Origin of the sequence: Maricurvus nonylphenolicus (assembly GCF_042854845.1) — a bacterium.
Classification (GTDB): domain Bacteria; phylum Pseudomonadota; class Gammaproteobacteria; order Pseudomonadales; family Cellvibrionaceae; genus Maricurvus; species Maricurvus nonylphenolicus.
Map to the genome: position 1 here is coordinate 1600290 of NZ_AP031498.1, position 16889 is coordinate 1617178.

The following is a 16889-nucleotide window of genomic DNA, read 5'->3' on the forward strand; positions in this document are numbered from 1 at the left end:
AAAGGCGCACACTGAGTCCACAACCGTCCATCCAGGACTTAAAACTACAGAAGAGGCAAAAGATGACAAATCACGCTTATATCTACGACGCCGTGCGTACCCCGCGCAGTAAGGGTAAAAAAGACGGCAGCTTGCACGAAGTAAAACCCATTGATCTGGGTGCTGGTCTGCTGAAAGGCCTGCAGGCGCGTCACGATCTGGATACTTCTTACGTTGACGACGTTGTTATGGGCTGTGTAACCCCGGTTGGTGAGCAGGGTTCCGATGTTGCCAAGATGATTGTTCAGAACGCCGATTGGGATGAGTCTGTAGCTGGTGTTCAGCTGGACCGTTTCTGTGCCTCTGGTCTGGAAGCTGTAAACATTGCCGCTCAGAAGATTGCATCTGGCTGGGAAGACTTGGTTGTTGCCGGTGGTGTTGAGTGTATGTCTCGCGTACCTATGGGCTCCAACGGTGGTGCTATGGGGGGCGACGCCGCTTTCCAACTGAAGTCTGGTTTCGTACCTCAGGGTATTGGTGCTGACGTGATTGCCAGCCTGGAAGGTTGGAGCCGTGAAGACGTTGATGCTTACGCACTGGAATCTCAAAAGCGTGCTACCAACGCCCGTGATAACGGTTGGTTCGACAAGTCTGTTCTGCCTGTAACTGACAAGAACGGTCTGACTATTCTGGAAAAAGATGACTTCATCAAGCCTGACACTACCATGGAAGGCCTGGGTAACCTGAAAGCCTCTTTCGAAATGATGGGCAGCTTTGGTTTCGACGACGTTATCCTGAAAAAATACAACACCCTGGAAAAAGTTAACCACGTTCATACCCCAGGTAACTCTTCCGGTATTGTTGATGGTGCGTCTGCCGTTCTGATCGGTAGCGAGAAAGCCGGTAAAGATCTGGGCCTGCAACCACGTGGTCGCATTGTTGCCACTGCGGTTCTGGCTAACTGCCCAATCATCATGCTGACAGGCCCTGGCCCAGCTGCTAAGAAAGCACTGGACAAAGCTGGCCTGAAGCCTTCCGACATTGATCTGTGGGAAATCAACGAAGCCTTCGCTTCTGTTGCAATGCGCTACATGAAAGACCTGGATATCAGCCACGAAGTAACCAACGTTAACGGTGGTGCGATTGCTATGGGTCACCCACTGGGTGCGACTGGTGCCATGCTGGTAAGCACCATGCTGGACGAGCTGGAGCGTCGCGGTGCCAAGCGCGCCATGCTGTCTCTGTGTGTGGGCGGTGGTATGGGTATTTCTACCATTATCGAGCGTGTGTAAGGCAGCTTTGAGCTAAACAGCCCTGAGCTAACGAAAGAAGCCTTAACGAACGAATACAGAATTTAGGAAAAAGACAATGAGCGGATTTAATTACGAAAAAGATGCTGACGGTATCGTAACCGTTACTATGGACATGAACGGCCCGGTTAACTCTATGAGTGCCGAGTTCAACCCTCTGTGGAAAGAGATGATTGATAAACTGGAAAAAGAAGATGGCCTGACCGGTGTTGTTATTGCCTCTGCCAAGAAAACCTTCTTTGCCGGTGGTGACCTGAACTCTCTGCTGGCCGCTCAGCCAGAAAATGTAGAAGAGTTCTTTAACACAGTTGAAGACATGAAAGCCGACATGCGTCGCTTGGAAAAACTGCCTGTACCTGTTGTTGCTGCTATTAACGGTGCTGCACTGGGTGGCGGTTTTGAGATCTGTCTGTCTACCAACTACCGTATTGCCTACGACCACAAATCTGTACAGCTGGGCCTGCCAGAAGTAAGCCTGGGTCTGCTGCCTGGCGGTGGAGGTGTTGTGCGTATGGTAAACCTGCTGGGTCTGGCAAACGCTCTGCCTTTCCTGATGGAAGGTAAAAAAGTTGTTCCTGCTAAAGCCCTGAAAGCTGGCATGATCCACGAGACTGTAGCATCTCTGGAAGAACTGGTACCACGTGCTAAAGCTTATATTCTGGAGCAAAAAGGTAACGAAGCTGCTGCGGTTCAGCCTTGGGACGTTAAAGGCTTTAAGATTCCTGGCGGTAGCGCTAACTCGCCTAAGCTGGCTCAGGTTATTACCGGTGCTCCAGCGATGTTGGCTCAAAAGACCCGTGGTCTGCTGCCTGCCCCTGAGCAGATTCTGGATTGTGCGGTAGAAGCGGCACGTCTGGACTTCGACACTGCCATGACCATTGAAAGCCGTGGTCTGACTTACCTGGCGGTTACCCCAGAAGCCAAAAACATGATCAGCACCTTCTTCTTCGGTCTGAACAAGGTTAACGGTGGTGCGTCTCGTCCGAAAGATGTTGAGCCTCAGCTGACCAAGAAAGTGGGTATTCTGGGTGCCGGTATGATGGGTCAGGGTATTGCTTACTCTTCTGCCATGGCGGGTATCGAAGTTGTACTGAAAGACATCTCTGTTGAAGCTGCCGAGAAAGGTAAGGCTTACACTGAGAAGCTGCTGGACAAGCGCGTTTCTCGCGGTCGTATGACTGAAGAGAAAAAAGCCGAAGTACTGGCGCTGATCAAACCAACCGCTGACGATGCTGATCTGCAAGGTTGTGACCTGATTATCGAAGCTGTGTTCGAAAACATCGAGCTGAAAAACAAGATCACTCAGTCTACCGAACAATACCTGGCTGAAGGTGGTATCTGGGGTTCCAACACCTCAACCCTGCCTATCACTCAGTTGGCTGAAGCCTCTGAGAAACCAGAGAACTTTATCGGTATTCACTTCTTCTCCCCAGTAGACAAAATGCCATTGGTAGAAATCATCTGTGGTGAGAAAACCAATGACGTAGCCCTGGCCAAAGCCTTCGACTACACCCGCCAAATCAAGAAGACCCCAATCGTTGTTAACGATTCTCTGGCCTTCTACACCTCACGTACGTTCGGCACCTTTATGGACGAAGGTAACCGCCTGTTGGTTGACGGTACTAACCCTGTTCGTATCGACAACGTTGCCAAAGCCGTTGGTATGCCTGTAGGTCCTCTGGCTGTTCAGGATGAGGTGAGCATTGAGTTGGCCCGTAAGGCCGGTGAAACCCACAAAGAAATGGGCGTATACGGTAAGTTCGGTCCTAATGATGTGCAGGAAGAAATCATCGACTTTATGATTACCCAGAACGGTCGCGGTGGTCGTTACCACGGTGGTGGCTTCTACGAGTACTCTGACGCTGGCAAAACCATCTGGACGCCAGTGGTAGAGAAATACTTCAACGCTGATTACGAGATCTCTGATCAAGACATCAAAGACCGTATCCTGTTCCGTCAGGTTATCGAAACCCTGAAGTGTCTGGAAACCAACGTACTGCGCAGCGTAGCTGACGGTAACATCGGTTCCATCATGGGTATTGGTGCACCTGTTTGGACTGGCGGTTTCATTCAGTTCGTTAATACTTATGGTCTGGAGAAATTCCAAGCTCGCTGTGGCGAACTGGCTGCCCAGTACGGTGAGCGTTTTGAGTGTCCAGCTATCGTAGCTGAGAAAATTGCTGCGGGTGAGACTTTCCAATAAGTCTTAATACCAAACAGTAATATCGACACCAGGGCCTGGCGGTTCCATCAGGCCCTCTATCTAAAGCGAGAGTACTTATGCGTAATTTCACTGAAGAACAAAATATGTTTCGAGAGGCTTACCGCAAGTTTCTGGAAGCTGAAATTGCTCCAAATATGGAGAAGTGGCGCGAAAACAATATTGTAGATCGCGAAGCGTTTGAAAAAGCCGGTGAGCAGGGCTTCCTGATGATCTGGCCAGAAGAGCAGTACGGTGGTCTGGGTGACCGTGACTTCCGTTACGAGCAAATTATTATTGAAGAAAATGCCCGCGCCGGCACCGGTGAGTGGTTCGCTACTCTGCACAGCCGTTTAGTTGGCCCGTATATTGATCACTTCGGTAACGAAGAGCAAAAGCAACGTTGGTTACCTGACTGTGCTTCTGGTAAAAAGATCCTGGCCATCGCCATGACCGAACCGGATGCCGGAAGTGACCTGGCGGGTATGCGTTCAACTATCCGTGAAGAAGGCGATCACTACATCCTCAACGGTTCCAAAACCTATATCTCCAACGGTATTAACGCCGACCTGGTGATTGTGGCCGCTAAGTCTGATCCAGACAACAACCCACACGCCATGACTCTATGTGTGGTTGAGCGCGGTATGGAAGGTTTTGAGCGAGGTCGTAACCTCGACAAAATGGGTATGAAAGCGCAGGACACCGCTGAGTTGTTCTTTAACAACGTGATCATTCCTAAAGAAAACATCCTGGGTGAGCCTGGTCACGGTTTCTTCTACTTGATGCAAGGTTTGGCTGAGGAGCGTTTGATTGGTGCTACTGGTGCGATTGCCAATGCTCGTCGTGCGTTCAACATGACGCGTGAGTTTGTTCTTGAGCGTAAAGTATTTGGTAAGCCATTGGCCTACATGCAAAACACCCAGTTCAAAATGGCAGAAATGGATGCCGAGATTGAAGTCTTGGAAACCTTTGTTGATGCATTGGTTGCTCGTCACAACGAAGGCAATCTAACTGTAAATATGGCTGCTAAAGCTAAGCTGCAGTGTACTGAGATTGAGTGGAAGATGCTGGATCTGGGCGTACAGCTGCACGGGGGTGCGGGTTACATGAAAGAATACCCCATCTGCGGCATGTTCACTGATGCACGTATTAACCGCATCCTGGCGGGTAGTTCCGAGATTATGAAGCTGATTATCGGCCGTGACATTTTCTCCGAAAACTACACCAGCAACTTAGATTGAAAATTAGCACGTCATACCCGCTTAGGCGGGTATCCAGTGGCTTTTGAAATATAGAGGATTTTGTAATGGATATTAATGGTAAGGTTGCCATCGTAACCGGTGGTGCTTCTGGTTTGGGTGAAGGTACCGTACGTCGTTATGTAGCTAACGGTGCAAAAGTTGCCATCTTCGATATGAACGATGAGCGTGGTAACGCGATTGCAGAAGAACTGGGCGATGCGGTTATCTACCAAAACGTTAACGTTGCTGATGAAGACGCAGTGAAGTCTGCGTTGGCTGCTACTGTTGAAGCTTTCGGCGCTGTACACATTTGTAACAACTACGCCGGTATCGGTAACGCCATGAAAACTGTTAGCAAAAAAGGTGCTTTCCCGCTAGACGCCTACAAGTTTGTTATCGATGTTAACCTGGTAGGTACCTTCAACGTTATGCGTCTGGCTGCCGAGCAAATGAGCAAGCAAGAGCCTGTTGATGCAGATGGCCAGCGTGGCGTTATTATGAATACCGCTTCTGTCGCTGCTTACGAAGGTCAAATTGGTCAGGTTGCTTACTCTGCCTCTAAAGGTGGTGTTGTAGGTATGACCCTGCCAGCTGCACGTGACCTGGCAAGCTACGGTATTCGTGTAAATACCATCGTACCTGGTCTGATTCACACGCCGTTGTTCGACACTCTGCCTAAAGAAGCTTATGACAGCCTGTGCGCCAGCACCTTGTTCCCTCAGCGTTTAGGTAAGCCTGATGAAATTGCTCAACTGGCGCAGTCCATTGTTGAGAACGATTACATCAACGGTGAATGTATCCGTATGGATTCCGGTATCCGTATGCAGCCTAAGTAAGCTGCTGATAAAAAAGCCGAGCACTCAAATGAGACTCGGCTTTTTTTTCGTCGCTCTTGGATTAAATTGAAGTCGTCTTTTTTAGTTTTAGCATCAGGTGAAAATCATGGGACCTTTAGCAGGTATCAAAATTATTGAAATGAAGGGCATTGGCCCTGGCCCCTATGCCGGTCAAATTCTGGCGGATCTGGGTGCCGAAGTGATTGTGGTTGAGCGTGCTTCCAAGCCAAACTCTATTGCGCCGCCTTCCGCCATGGATGTGAATTCCCGTGGTAAGAAAAGTATCGCTCTGGATTTGCGCAAGCCAGAAGGTCTCGATGCACTGATGAAGCTGGTAGAGCAAGCTGATGTTATCTTTGAAGGTAACCGCCCAGGCGTTGCCGAGAAATTAGGTTTTGGCCCAGATGCGTGTATGGCGCGCAACGAAAAGATCATTTACGGCCGCATGACCGGCTGGGGGCAAACCGGTACTTTGGCACACTCCGCTGGCCACGATATGAACTATATCTCCCTGACAGGTGCCGCTGCTGCGATTGGTACCAAAGAGCGTCCTGTTCCACCACTGAACATTGTGGGTGACTATGCCGGTGGTAGTATGTTCCTGGTTGTGGGTATTTTGTCAGCGTTGGTAGAAGTACAGAAGTCTGGTAAAGGGCAGGTTATTGATGCCGCTATTACCGATGGTTCAGCTCACCTGATGAGTATGTTCTACACCATGAGTAAGCTGGGTGCTTGGAATTCTAATCGTGAGTCCAACATGCTGGACGGTGGTGTACCTTACTACGCCGCTTATGAAACGGCTGATGGTAAACATATTTCTGTTGGCCCGATTGAGCCACAGTTCTTTGCCGAGATGGTACAAAAAGCCGGCATGCCAGAAAGCTTTATTCAGGATCAAAACAACCCTGAGAAGTGGGGCGAGATTAAAGCTACCATGACAGAAACCTTTAAATCCAAAACCCGTGATGAATGGGCAGAGATTTTCGAAGGGAGTGATGCCTGTATTGCTGGCATTCTGGATATTCATGAAGCCGTTGAGCATCCACATAACAAATCCCGCGAAACCTATATCGATGTAAATGGTGATATGCAGCCTGCACCGGCACCACGCTTTAGCCGTACCCAGTGTGCCGTACCTTCAGCGCCGCCCGCAGAAGGTGCAGATACCAAAGCGGTATTGTCTGCCTGGGGCTTCGACGACAGTGCCGTAGAAGCATTGGATCAAGCCGGAATTTTAACCTAATTACTTAGTCTGAACGCCTAGCGTAAAGCGAAAGAGAGCAGAACAATGAGCGAATATGAAACAATTACCTACGCGGTAGAAAACCGCGTAGCCACCATTACCCTGAATCGCCCGAAAGCGATGAATGCGGTAAGCCAGAAAATGCGTCACGAGTTAAAAGCCGCCGTTGATGCATCTGAAGCTAACGATGATGTACGCGTAGTCGTACTGCGTGCAGAGGGTAAAGGCTTTACCTCCGGTACTGACCTGACCGAAGGTCTGGCGGGTTTTGAAACCATCGAAGATCAAATTATCGAAGAATATAAGCCTGTAATTATGGGCATTGCTGAATCCAGCAAGCCTTACATTGCTTCTATCCACGGTGCCTGTGCTGGCGTTGGTGCTGGTATTGCACTGAGCTGTGATTTGGCGGTGATGGCTGAAGGTGCATTCTTGTATGTACCTTTTGCAGGTTTGTCTCTGGTACCAGACGGTGGCATGAGTCACTACCTGGTTGAAGCCATGGGTTACAAGCGCGCTTACCAGGCCTTCCTGGAAGCCGGTCGTATTCAGGCCGATGAGTGTTTGCAGTACGGTATTGTTAATAAAGTTGTAGAAGCCGACAAGCTGATTGAAAGTACTCAAGCATGGGCCGAAACCCTGGCTGAAGGTGCTCCTCTGGCGCAGAAGTATGGCAAGCAGATTATGCGCGGTGTTCACACCTCCAGCTTCGAAGAAACTCTGGGCAAAGAAGCCAAACTGCAGATCACCTGTTCTACCAGCCAGGACAGCCAGAGCGCTATCATGGCCTTCTTCGAGAAGAAGAAACCTGTTTTTGTGGGTAAGTAAAAGAACCCACTTAAATTTCCAGCTCTCTTCTTTGAGTGAGTAAGAGGGGAGCTGGTAACTCCTAATGGTTAATTCATTTGGGGGGAGAGATGAGGCAAAAAACTGCGAAGACAGTATCAACATAATATAAGCCTCAAACATATTGAAGCCGGATGATCGACCAAAACTCTCAAGGTAGATAACGCTAGGGAGCTTATCATGACCTATGTTCATCCTATACAGCAGTTCTTAAAACGTGTGGAAGCAACACCACATAAGAGCTATTTACATCAGCCCAAAAGCGGTCAGTGGAAAACCTACAGCTGGTCTGAGGTAGATACTCAGGCAAGAACCATAGCTACAGCATTACAGGCACAAGGCTTTGAGAAAGGTGATCGTATTGCGATTTTGGCTAAAAACTCCATGGAATGGATTGTGGCCGACCTGGCGATTGCTATGGCTGGCCTTATTAGTGTGCCTATCTATTCCACTGCCGGTGAAGACACCATAGCTTATGTGCTTGCGCACAGTGGTAGTAAAGCTATTTTTGTCGGTAAACTGGATGGTTATGAGGCTCTTAATGCCGCCAATCCGGGATTGCCAACTATTGGTTTTCCATACCCTGGTGTAGAAGCTGATATTCAGTGGCTGGATTGGCTGCAGCAATATTCTCCGCAGCAGGATATCGTGATTTCCGCATTGCAAGATACCTATACCATCGTTTATACCAGTGGCAGTACAGGCAACCCTAAAGGCGTTGTTTTAACTGCGGAGAATTTGGTTGCCGGTGCAACCGCTGTGGCAGATCTGTACCCCTCGGACGATGACAGCATGTTGTCCTATCTGCCTATGGCCCATATTACCGAACGTTGTTTGGTAAATATGTGTTCTCTATTTTCTCAGGTGGAAATCTTTTTCAACGAATCGTTGGATACTTTTTTGGCAGATTTGCAACACGCCAAGCCAACGATTTTCCTTACTGTACCACGGTTATGGGCCAAGTTTCAGGCGCAGATTCTTGCCAAAATGCCTGATAAGCGTTTACAAAGAATTCTTTCCATTCCACTTATTGGAAGATGGTTTGCTGGTAAGATTCGCAAGCAATTAGGCTTTGGCTCTTGTCTGTCCTTTGGTTCCGGGACTGCCCCCATTTCTCCCAGTTTATTGCACTGGTGGGGCCGCTTGGGAGTTGATATTGCCGAGGGATGGGGTATGACTGAGATCTCCGGGGCTGGCGCGAGTAATTCACCTTTTGAAACCTCTCGGTTGGGAACAATCGGAGTGCCATTGTCTTCGTTTGAATTTAAATTGGCCGATAATGGTGAATTATTAGTCCGAGGCGACTCTGTATTTAAAGAGTATTATAAAAACCCTGAGGCTACAGCCGATGCCTTTGAGGATGGTTGGTTTAAAACTGGTGATAAAGCCAAGCTTGATGCCAATGGCTCCTGGAGTATTACTGGTCGAGTTAAAGAGCAGTTTAAAACCGCTAAAGGTAAATACGTAGCGCCTGTACCTATCGAGAGTCTGCTTGAAGCCGATATCTTTATTGAGCAATCCTGTGTTGTAGGTTCTGGTATGTCACAGCCAGTTGGTTTGGTTGTTATCAGCGAGCAGCAAGGGGCGACCAAGGATGATGTTGAAAAATCATTGGTAACCACACTAAACAGCGTTAACAAACAGTTGGAATCACACGAGCGTTTAGATCATATTGTGGTGGCCAAGCAGCCATGGAGTATTGAAAACGGTTTGTTGACCCCTACCTTAAAACTCAAACGTTCTGATATTGAGCAGCAGTTTACCAGCATGTTAGAACAGGGCTTTAGTGACCAGGTGATTTGGCAATCCTAAAGCCTTATTGCGTACGTCAAGCATTTGCGATGCTCGCGGGTTAGATATTGAGAATTCGTTCTTACATAGGGAGTTGTACTTATTATGGTTTATGAAAATCTAATCTATAAAAAGGGTGATGGTTTGGCATTGATCACTTTGGATCGGCCTAATCAAGCCAATGGAATGAATTACGCGTTGGCTCGTGAACTTGCAAATGCTGCGCAAGACATTGATCTAGACTCGTCTATCAAAGCAGTAATTTTGACGGGGAATGGACGATTTTTCTGTGCTGGTGGAGACGTAGTCGGTATGTCGAAGCTGGGCGATGATCTTGCGCCAGAAGTTAAACGCATGGCTGATGAGCTGCACAAAGCAATTTCTACTTTTGCGCGTATGTCTGCTCCTGTCATTATGGCGGTGAATGGCACTGCAGCTGGTGCTGGTTTTAGTTTGGCAGTGACAGGGGATTACGTCATTGCCAGCGAATCGTCTTCCTTTACGATGGCGTATACCAATGTCGGTCTAAGTCCCGATGGAAGCTCCTCTTATTATTTGCCCCGATTAATCGGTATCAGAAAAACTCAGGAGTTAATGTTTACTAATCGAGTTTTATCTGCTTGTGAGGCGTGTGAATGGAACTTGATTCACTGCGTAGTACCGGATGACGAGCTGCTTGAAAGAGCGCATTCGGTTGCATCAAACTTTCTAAATGGTGCTGCAGGATCAAATAGTGCAATCAAAAAGCTACTGCTTCAGACCTTCGATAATGGCCTGGAAACTCAAATGGAAATTGAAGGGCGACTCATTGCTGAATGCGCTAGATCCGATAATGGGCGTGAAGGTATCAGAGCTTTTTCCGAAAAGAGAAAGCCAAACTTTGACTAACTAGATTAGTCATACACTTAGATAATCAAAAACTATCGACAAGCTAGCGGTGTCAAGCCCGCTTATTTCTTTAAGGCTCGTATTGAAGTGTTTAAAACGGCTTGTTAACACCTATGTTAAAGTTTAAACGTTCTGCAGTTTACCGACCTGCAAGAGCAGAGATTTAGTGATTAGGTGGTTTGGCAATCCTAAGTCTCTTGTCAGGGAGTGATTGACCACTGATAAACCAGTGGTCAATGCTTTCCTTGGTATACGATTAAGTTAATACCAGGATGGAGTCTACATGGCTGGTCTAAGATCACATTTTCAAACGGGATGGATTGATCGTTTGCCTGAAAAGGTTCGCCAGGAGGTTCGCGATAATATGTCGCGGATAGACTTGGCGAAAGGGCAGTCACTGTATCTTGAAGGTGATGTTGTGGCGGGTATTTACGAGATCCGCGCAGGGAAGATTAAGCTTTCTTCTATTGGTTATAGCGGCAAGGAAATGACCTTAACCATTTGCCTTCCTCCGGTTACCCTGGGGGATGTTAGTCTTGTTACAGGTACGCCCAGCATCTTTAGTGCTTACGCTACACAGGATACAGAGCTAGGATTGCTCGATAGAGAATGCTTCGAGCGCTTACGGAATAAGCATCCACAGATTAATGAAATTCTGCTAAAAAGTGTCTGTTATCGGCAAACTTGGATGCTAAAGGTGCTTCAGGATTCTGCCATCCTAAGTATTGAATCAAGGCTTGCCAAGCGTTTACAAACATTGGCTTATTCTATTGGGACTCCTATAGGCAGTGATGCACAATCTGCAAAATCCATCAAAGTGCCTATAAAACAAGACGAGTTATCCACTATGTTAGGGGTTAGTCGTCAAACCATTAATCAATTACTGAATGATTGGGAATCTTTGGGGTTTGTTGCGCTCGTATACGGGGCTGTAGTTATCAACGATTCACAGTTGTTGACAGATCTTATAGAACATTCCGATTCTTAAGCGTTTAATTTTTCATTTTTATCAGAATGTTGGCTAGCTGATATTCTTTTATCATATTGTCCTCAATACTGAATCTATGTTTTGACATAGATATAGCGTGTAAGAGGCGAATATGCAACAACCAGTTAATACCCCTTTTTCAAGTAATACCCCTGCTGAAGAGATCGCTCGAAAGAGTGATATGACAGGTAAACGTATTATCATTACAGGTGCCAATTCCGGTTTGGGTAAAGAAACTGCCCGGGTGCTAGGCATGGTTGGTGCCGAAGTAGTGTTAGCGGTTCGAAATCTCGAAGCGGGTCAGGCGGTTGCAACTGAATTAGCTGAGCTGATCGGAAAAAATAACTTTGAGGTGGCGGAGCTGAATTTGAGTGCTAAGGACAGTATCCGGAAATTTGCTGAAACTTATCTCGAAAATAATGACCGTCTCGATGTCTTAATTTCCAATGCTGGCATTATGGGAGTAGATGAAAACTATATCGATGGTCTTGAATCACAGATGGCAGTGAATTTTCTGGGGCATTTTTTACTGTCTGCACTCCTGGCACCTGCGCTTAAGCAGACAGAAGGAGCGCGTATCGTCACCCTGACTTCTGTGGCTCATCATATATCAGACATCGATTTTAATGATTTCAATTTTGACTCGACCCCTTATCACCCCATGTTAGCCTACGGTCGATCGAAAACGGCAAATGCGTTATTAGCTGTAGCGTTGCATGACCGCTTGGCGTCTTTTGATGTCACTTCTCTGGCAGTACATCCTGGAATTATTCATGAAACTGGCCTAAATCGTAGTATGGATGAAGAAGCTATTGCCATGATTGATGCTGCCGCCCAGGGTGGTGCTAAAACCACTGAGACCGGTGCTGCAACCAGCGTCTGGGCGGCGACCTGCGATGATCTTTTAGGTAAAGGTGGTCTCTACCTGGAGGATTGCAAGGTCTCTGAGCTTCTGGAGCAGGCGAATTTTGTCTCTGGTGTCTTGCCCTTTGCGTTGAGTACGGAGTCAGCAGATCGTTTATGGACTCAAGCTGAATCCTGGCTTGGTGAACGATTTAATTTCACCTAGTGTAGTGCTGGTTTTCTCAAGTCTTTTGCTGCTTTAGTTATAAATTCCCATACATAGTTGACCTGGTCTGGGATAGATCGGGTTAATCAGGAGATCACCATGTCGAATGCCTCCACCGCTTCCAACCCTCAAAGTAAACTGATTGAGCGTTTTACAGCAATTATGGCTGATTCACCAGCCTTGGCAGAGTGCTTGCCGGATAAAGCGCTAATTGAGCGCGCTACTAATCCTGATTTATCATTGACAGAACTCATTGATGTTTTATTTTCTGGCTACGGTAATCGAGTGGCATTGGCGGAAAGGGCTTATTCCATAGAAGACATTTTCGGTAAAAAAACACGCCAATATTTACAGCGGTTTTCAGGAATTACCTATGCAGAAACACTGCAACGTTTACACCGTTTAGCTGATGCCTGGCAGCAAGAGGGAGCACATAAGGTCAGTGTTGATGATTTTGTTTGTATTGTCGGTTTTGCGAGCATTGACTATCAAGTGATTGATATGGCGTGTCACTATGTGCAGGCGGTTACCGTGCCTTTGCAAAGTGCGACATCGGGGGCTGATCTTGATGAAATATTCGAGAATATTAACCCTACAACCATTGCTGCAACGGTCAGTGATCTGGAAGTGGCGGCACAGCATGCTATCCGCCATGGTGATATCAAAAGCCTAATAGTGTTTGATTACGAGCCTCTGGATACAAACGACCTCAGCATCTACCAAGAGGTGGAAAACCTGTTGGCTGGGGCCAGTGTATCAACCGAGTTGATTTCATTGCAATCCTTAACGGCACTTGGCGATGCGGATAGATGGTCTTCATTGCCTGCACATAAAGACGGTGGTGATCGTTTAGGTGCGATAGTTCACTCGTCAGGAAGTACGGGAAAACCCAAGGGCGCTATGTTGGCTGAAAAAGCGCTGCGTTATAGCTGGGAAGTTTTTTTAACTAGCCCGAATGTGCTGCCCAATATCACCGTTACCTATGCACCGCTAAATCATCTGTTAGGGCGCTCAAATGTCGTGGGTGCACTGGTTGCTGGCGGTGTCGTTAACTTCACCTTAAAGCCAGACATGTCTACGTTGTTTGATGATATTCGTATCACCGAGCCGACAAGATTGAGCTTTTTCCCTCGTGTTTTTGAGCTGATATACCAGCATTACCAAAATGAAGTCGCCAAACGGGTAAGAGCGGGAGAGGAAGAGTCTGCTGCGAGTGAAGCGGTAAAACAGCACATGGGTGCAGATTTTCTTGGCAGGCGCTTATTATTGGGTATTGTTGGTGGAGCACCCACGGCTCCGGCGGTTAAAACCTTTATGACCGAATGCTTCGATATGATGCTAATGGAAGGTTATGGAAATACCGAATCAGGGTCAGGCAATATAGCGGTTAACGGCATGATTCAGCGTCCACCGGTAACGGAATACAAGCTCAGGGATGTGCCCGAGCTGGGATATTATACCTCTGATAAACCCTATCCCCGTGGGGAGCTCTGTTATAAAAGTGCTGTGGGCATTACCGGCTATTACAAACAGCAGGAAGCAACGGCGGGTCTGTTTGATGAGGACGGGTTTTCTCTTACCGGTGATATCGTCGAGGAGCGAGGGCCAGACCATATTGTTGTGATTGATCGACGCAAGGATGTGCTTAAACTCTCCCAAGGTGAGTATGTCGCCGTAGGTAATCTGGCGACGCAATTCGAGAGTGGCAGTGCGGTTATAAAACAGATATACCTGTATGGTAACTCGTTCCAATCCTATTTACTGGGCGTTGTAGTGCCCGATGTTGATGCGGTCAGTACCCTATTGGGTGAAGGATGGATAGAGGCTGACCTGACTTCGCTGATACGCGATGAGTTACAGCGGGTGGCCAGTGAAAAAGACCTGAAAAGCTTTGAAGTCCCACGCAGTTTCATCATTGAGTATGAAGCCTTCAGCCAGGAGAATGGCTTGCTCTCCAGTGTCAGAAAGCGTCTTAGCCCTGCGTTGAAGAAGAAGTACGGTGAACGCTTGGAGGCTATGTATGAAGAGCATGCCAATCGTAAAGATGCCGAACTGCAATTATTAAAAGATCCGAGCTGTACCCTGTCGACTCCGGAAAAAGTCGGTAAGTTGCTGGAGAGCTCACTGAATATTGAGAATATCGATATTTCCAGTAACCATAACTTTTCCGGTTTGGGCGGTGACTCATTAGCGGCCGTATCCTTCTCTTTGATGTTGGAGGAGGTTTTCTCTGTAACCATTGCTGCCGATGTTATTCTTCGGCCAACGGGCAATATCGCCGTTTGGTCACACATGATTGAGCAGGCATTATTGGGGCAGGAGAGCAGGCCAACCTTTGATGCAGTTCATGGTAAGGGGGCCGAAGAGGTTCACGCGAAAGATTTACAGCTGGACCGCTTTTTTGATGAGCAATTTATCAAGCAGGCAGAGCAGTTACCAAACCTCGACGTTGGTCATGAAAAAACGATCTTCCTGACAGGCGCTAATGGTTACCTGGGACGTTTTGTTTGCTTGCGTTGGTTGCAGAAGATGGCTGCTGTTGGTGGCAAGGTGATCTGCTTGATTCGAGCTGAAGATACCGTCAGCGCAAGGCGACGCCTTGATGCCGTTTTTGCTGGCGACAAACTGGAACAGGATTATCATCATCTGGCGACTGAACATCTAGAGGTGTTGTGTGGGGATGTAGCCGATGAGCAGTTCGGCCTGGAACAGGATGAGTATCACCGCTTGACCACAGAGGTTGATCGTATTGTGCATGTGGCTGCACTGGTTAACCATATGATGGGCTACAAGCATTTATTTACCGCCAATGTGGTGGGAACGGCTGAGGTGATCAAGCTTGGATTATCCTCTGTTAAAAAGCCCATTGATTTTGTATCGACGGTGGGTATTGGCTATTTCCTGGATACCCGTCATGGCAATAATGAAGAATCTCCCCTGGTTGAGAGTACGAGGTTAGAAGACTTTTATGCCTACGGTTATGGCTTGAGCAAGTGGGCAGGAGAAAAGTTGTTGCAACAGGCCAATCAGAGGTTCGGTATGCCTGTGAATATCTTCCGAGGAGACATGATGCTGGCTCATGAAACCTATAAGGGCCAGATCAATAAAGATGATATGTTTACTCGCCTGCTGCTCAGTATTATCCGTACGGGGTTGGCCCCCAAATCGTTTTATCAGTTAGACGATGACGGTCAGTTACAGCAGGGGCATTACAATGGCGTTCCGGTTAATACGGTTGCCGATACCATTGTTGCTGGTGGTGCCTTTAACCCGGAGGGGTACAAGGTTTTCAATATTTCCAATTTCCACACCGATGATGGTGAATCTCTGGATCAATTTGTCCGATGGATGGCAGAGGCGGGTTATCCCATTACCCTGGTAGCTTCTCATAAAGAATGGGTAGGGCGATTCGAGCAAAAAATGAAGATGTTGCCAGAAACCCTGAAACAGAAGTCCGTACTTTCATTGATGGGAGCTTTTAGTACTTCGTATCCCATCGGTGGTGTTCAGGCAGGTTGTGACAATTTCAAGGCCTTACTGAAGCAAGAGTTATCCACAGAACTCCCCCATTTGAATCAAGTGTTTATCAATAAATGCTTAACTGATATGAGGGAGGTAGGATTGATCGACGGGTTAAATCCAATGCTTGAGTAATGCGTCTAGAGGATTCGCGATGAACTGAAATTAACAATGGATTAGAAAAACTTGGCTTGGCCTGTCCAGGCGGTGATACCGCCATCAACCGGGATAATAGCGCCGGTCATAAAGCTGGCTTCATCACTGCTCAAAAAACGAATAACATTGGCAATTTCTTCCGGCTCGGCCGGGCGTCCCATGGGGATGGCTTCTAATGCACGCTCGGAGATTGCTTCGTTGTTAAGAACACCTTCAATCAGCGGTGTGGCGACCGCTCCGGGGCAGACGGCGTTAACACGGATATTGTCGCGGGCATGGTCCAGAGCTGTCGTGCGGGTGAAGTTAATAACAGCGGCTTTGGAGGCACTGTAGGAACTAAAGCCATAATCACCGCCAAGCCCAGAGATGGACGCGACATTGATAATAGTGCCAGAGCCCTGTTCCAACATGATCTTCAGTGAGGCCTGACTGGCCCAAAATACAGCATTTAAATTAACGTCCATGACTTTTTGCCAGTGCTCAGCATCTGCTGTAGCAACGGGGCCGGAGCCAGCTCGGCCTGCATTGTTAACTAAAATGTCCAGCGAGCCAAATCGTTGTTGGGCAAAGGCGACCATGCCCTGCACCTGATCCTGCTGGGATACATCAACGCAAAAGATATCGACACAATTATCATTGGCGTCACCACCAAAGCGGTTGAGTAAACTGTCCTTAAGTTCGGTGGCAGCCTCTTGGTTGCGATCGGCAATCACTACGTTGAAGCCATCACTGGCAAAGCGAGTAACGGTTGCTGCACCAATACCGGATGCGCCCCCTGTGACTAGCACCGTTTTTCGATGTGACATGTGTGCTCCTCGTTATA

12 protein-coding genes are annotated in these 16889 nt (G+C 47.7%); 11 read left to right on the forward strand and 1 reads right to left on the reverse strand.

Annotated features, from left to right (window positions below; all coding sequences use genetic code 11):
* Positions 1-62: 62 nt before the first annotated feature.
* From ACGHZ6_RS06790 to ACGHZ6_RS06840, 11 genes are all read left to right on the forward strand, one after another.
* Positions 63-1271, forward strand: coding sequence for an acetyl-CoA C-acetyltransferase (locus tag ACGHZ6_RS06790; RefSeq protein WP_390618078.1), 1209 nt, complete (start codon positions 63-65; stop codon positions 1269-1271).
* A 76-nt stretch (positions 1272-1347) separates the two neighbouring features.
* Positions 1348-3492: a 3-hydroxyacyl-CoA dehydrogenase NAD-binding domain-containing protein gene (locus tag ACGHZ6_RS06795; protein WP_390618079.1), complete on the forward strand. Its 2145-nt coding sequence runs from the start codon at positions 1348-1350 to the stop codon at positions 3490-3492.
* A gap of 77 nt (positions 3493-3569) precedes the next feature.
* A complete protein-coding gene (locus ACGHZ6_RS06800; RefSeq protein ID WP_390618080.1) occupies positions 3570-4730 on the forward strand; it encodes an acyl-CoA dehydrogenase family protein in 1161 nt (386 codons plus the stop codon).
* A gap of 65 nt (positions 4731-4795) precedes the next feature.
* A complete protein-coding gene (locus tag ACGHZ6_RS06805) occupies positions 4796-5566 on the forward strand; it encodes a 3-hydroxyacyl-CoA dehydrogenase (RefSeq protein WP_390618081.1) in 771 nt (256 codons plus the stop codon).
* A 106-nt stretch (positions 5567-5672) separates the two neighbouring features.
* Complete coding sequence (locus ACGHZ6_RS06810) at positions 5673-6809, forward strand: CaiB/BaiF CoA transferase family protein (RefSeq protein ID WP_390618082.1); 1137 nt, start codon at positions 5673-5675, stop codon at positions 6807-6809.
* Positions 6810-6854: 45 nt separating this feature from the next.
* A complete protein-coding gene (locus ACGHZ6_RS06815) occupies positions 6855-7637 on the forward strand; it encodes an enoyl-CoA hydratase/isomerase family protein (RefSeq protein WP_390618083.1) in 783 nt (260 codons plus the stop codon).
* A 198-nt stretch (positions 7638-7835) separates the two neighbouring features.
* Complete coding sequence (locus tag ACGHZ6_RS06820; protein ID WP_390618084.1) at positions 7836-9467, forward strand: AMP-binding protein; 1632 nt, start codon at positions 7836-7838, stop codon at positions 9465-9467.
* Between the two features lie 84 nt (positions 9468-9551).
* On the forward strand, positions 9552-10334 hold the full coding sequence (locus tag ACGHZ6_RS06825) for an enoyl-CoA hydratase/isomerase family protein (protein ID WP_390618085.1): 783 nt from the start codon (positions 9552-9554) through the stop codon (positions 10332-10334).
* A gap of 283 nt (positions 10335-10617) precedes the next feature.
* A complete protein-coding gene (locus tag ACGHZ6_RS06830) occupies positions 10618-11322 on the forward strand; it encodes a Crp/Fnr family transcriptional regulator (RefSeq protein ID WP_390618086.1) in 705 nt (234 codons plus the stop codon).
* Between the two features lie 112 nt (positions 11323-11434).
* Entirely contained in the window at positions 11435-12391 is a 957-nt protein-coding gene (locus ACGHZ6_RS06835; protein WP_390618087.1) for an SDR family NAD(P)-dependent oxidoreductase, read from the forward strand.
* 99 nt (positions 12392-12490) lie between these two features.
* The gene (locus tag ACGHZ6_RS06840; RefSeq protein WP_390618088.1) at positions 12491-16045 is read left to right on the forward strand and encodes a thioester reductase domain-containing protein; all 3555 of its coding nucleotides are present in this window, start codon (positions 12491-12493) and stop codon (positions 16043-16045) included.
* A gap of 41 nt (positions 16046-16086) precedes the next feature.
* Here the strand turns inward: ACGHZ6_RS06840 and ACGHZ6_RS06845 are convergent, their stop codons facing one another.
* A complete protein-coding gene (locus ACGHZ6_RS06845) occupies positions 16087-16872 on the reverse strand; it encodes an SDR family NAD(P)-dependent oxidoreductase (RefSeq protein ID WP_390618089.1) in 786 nt (261 codons plus the stop codon).
* Positions 16873-16889 lie beyond the last annotated feature (17 nt).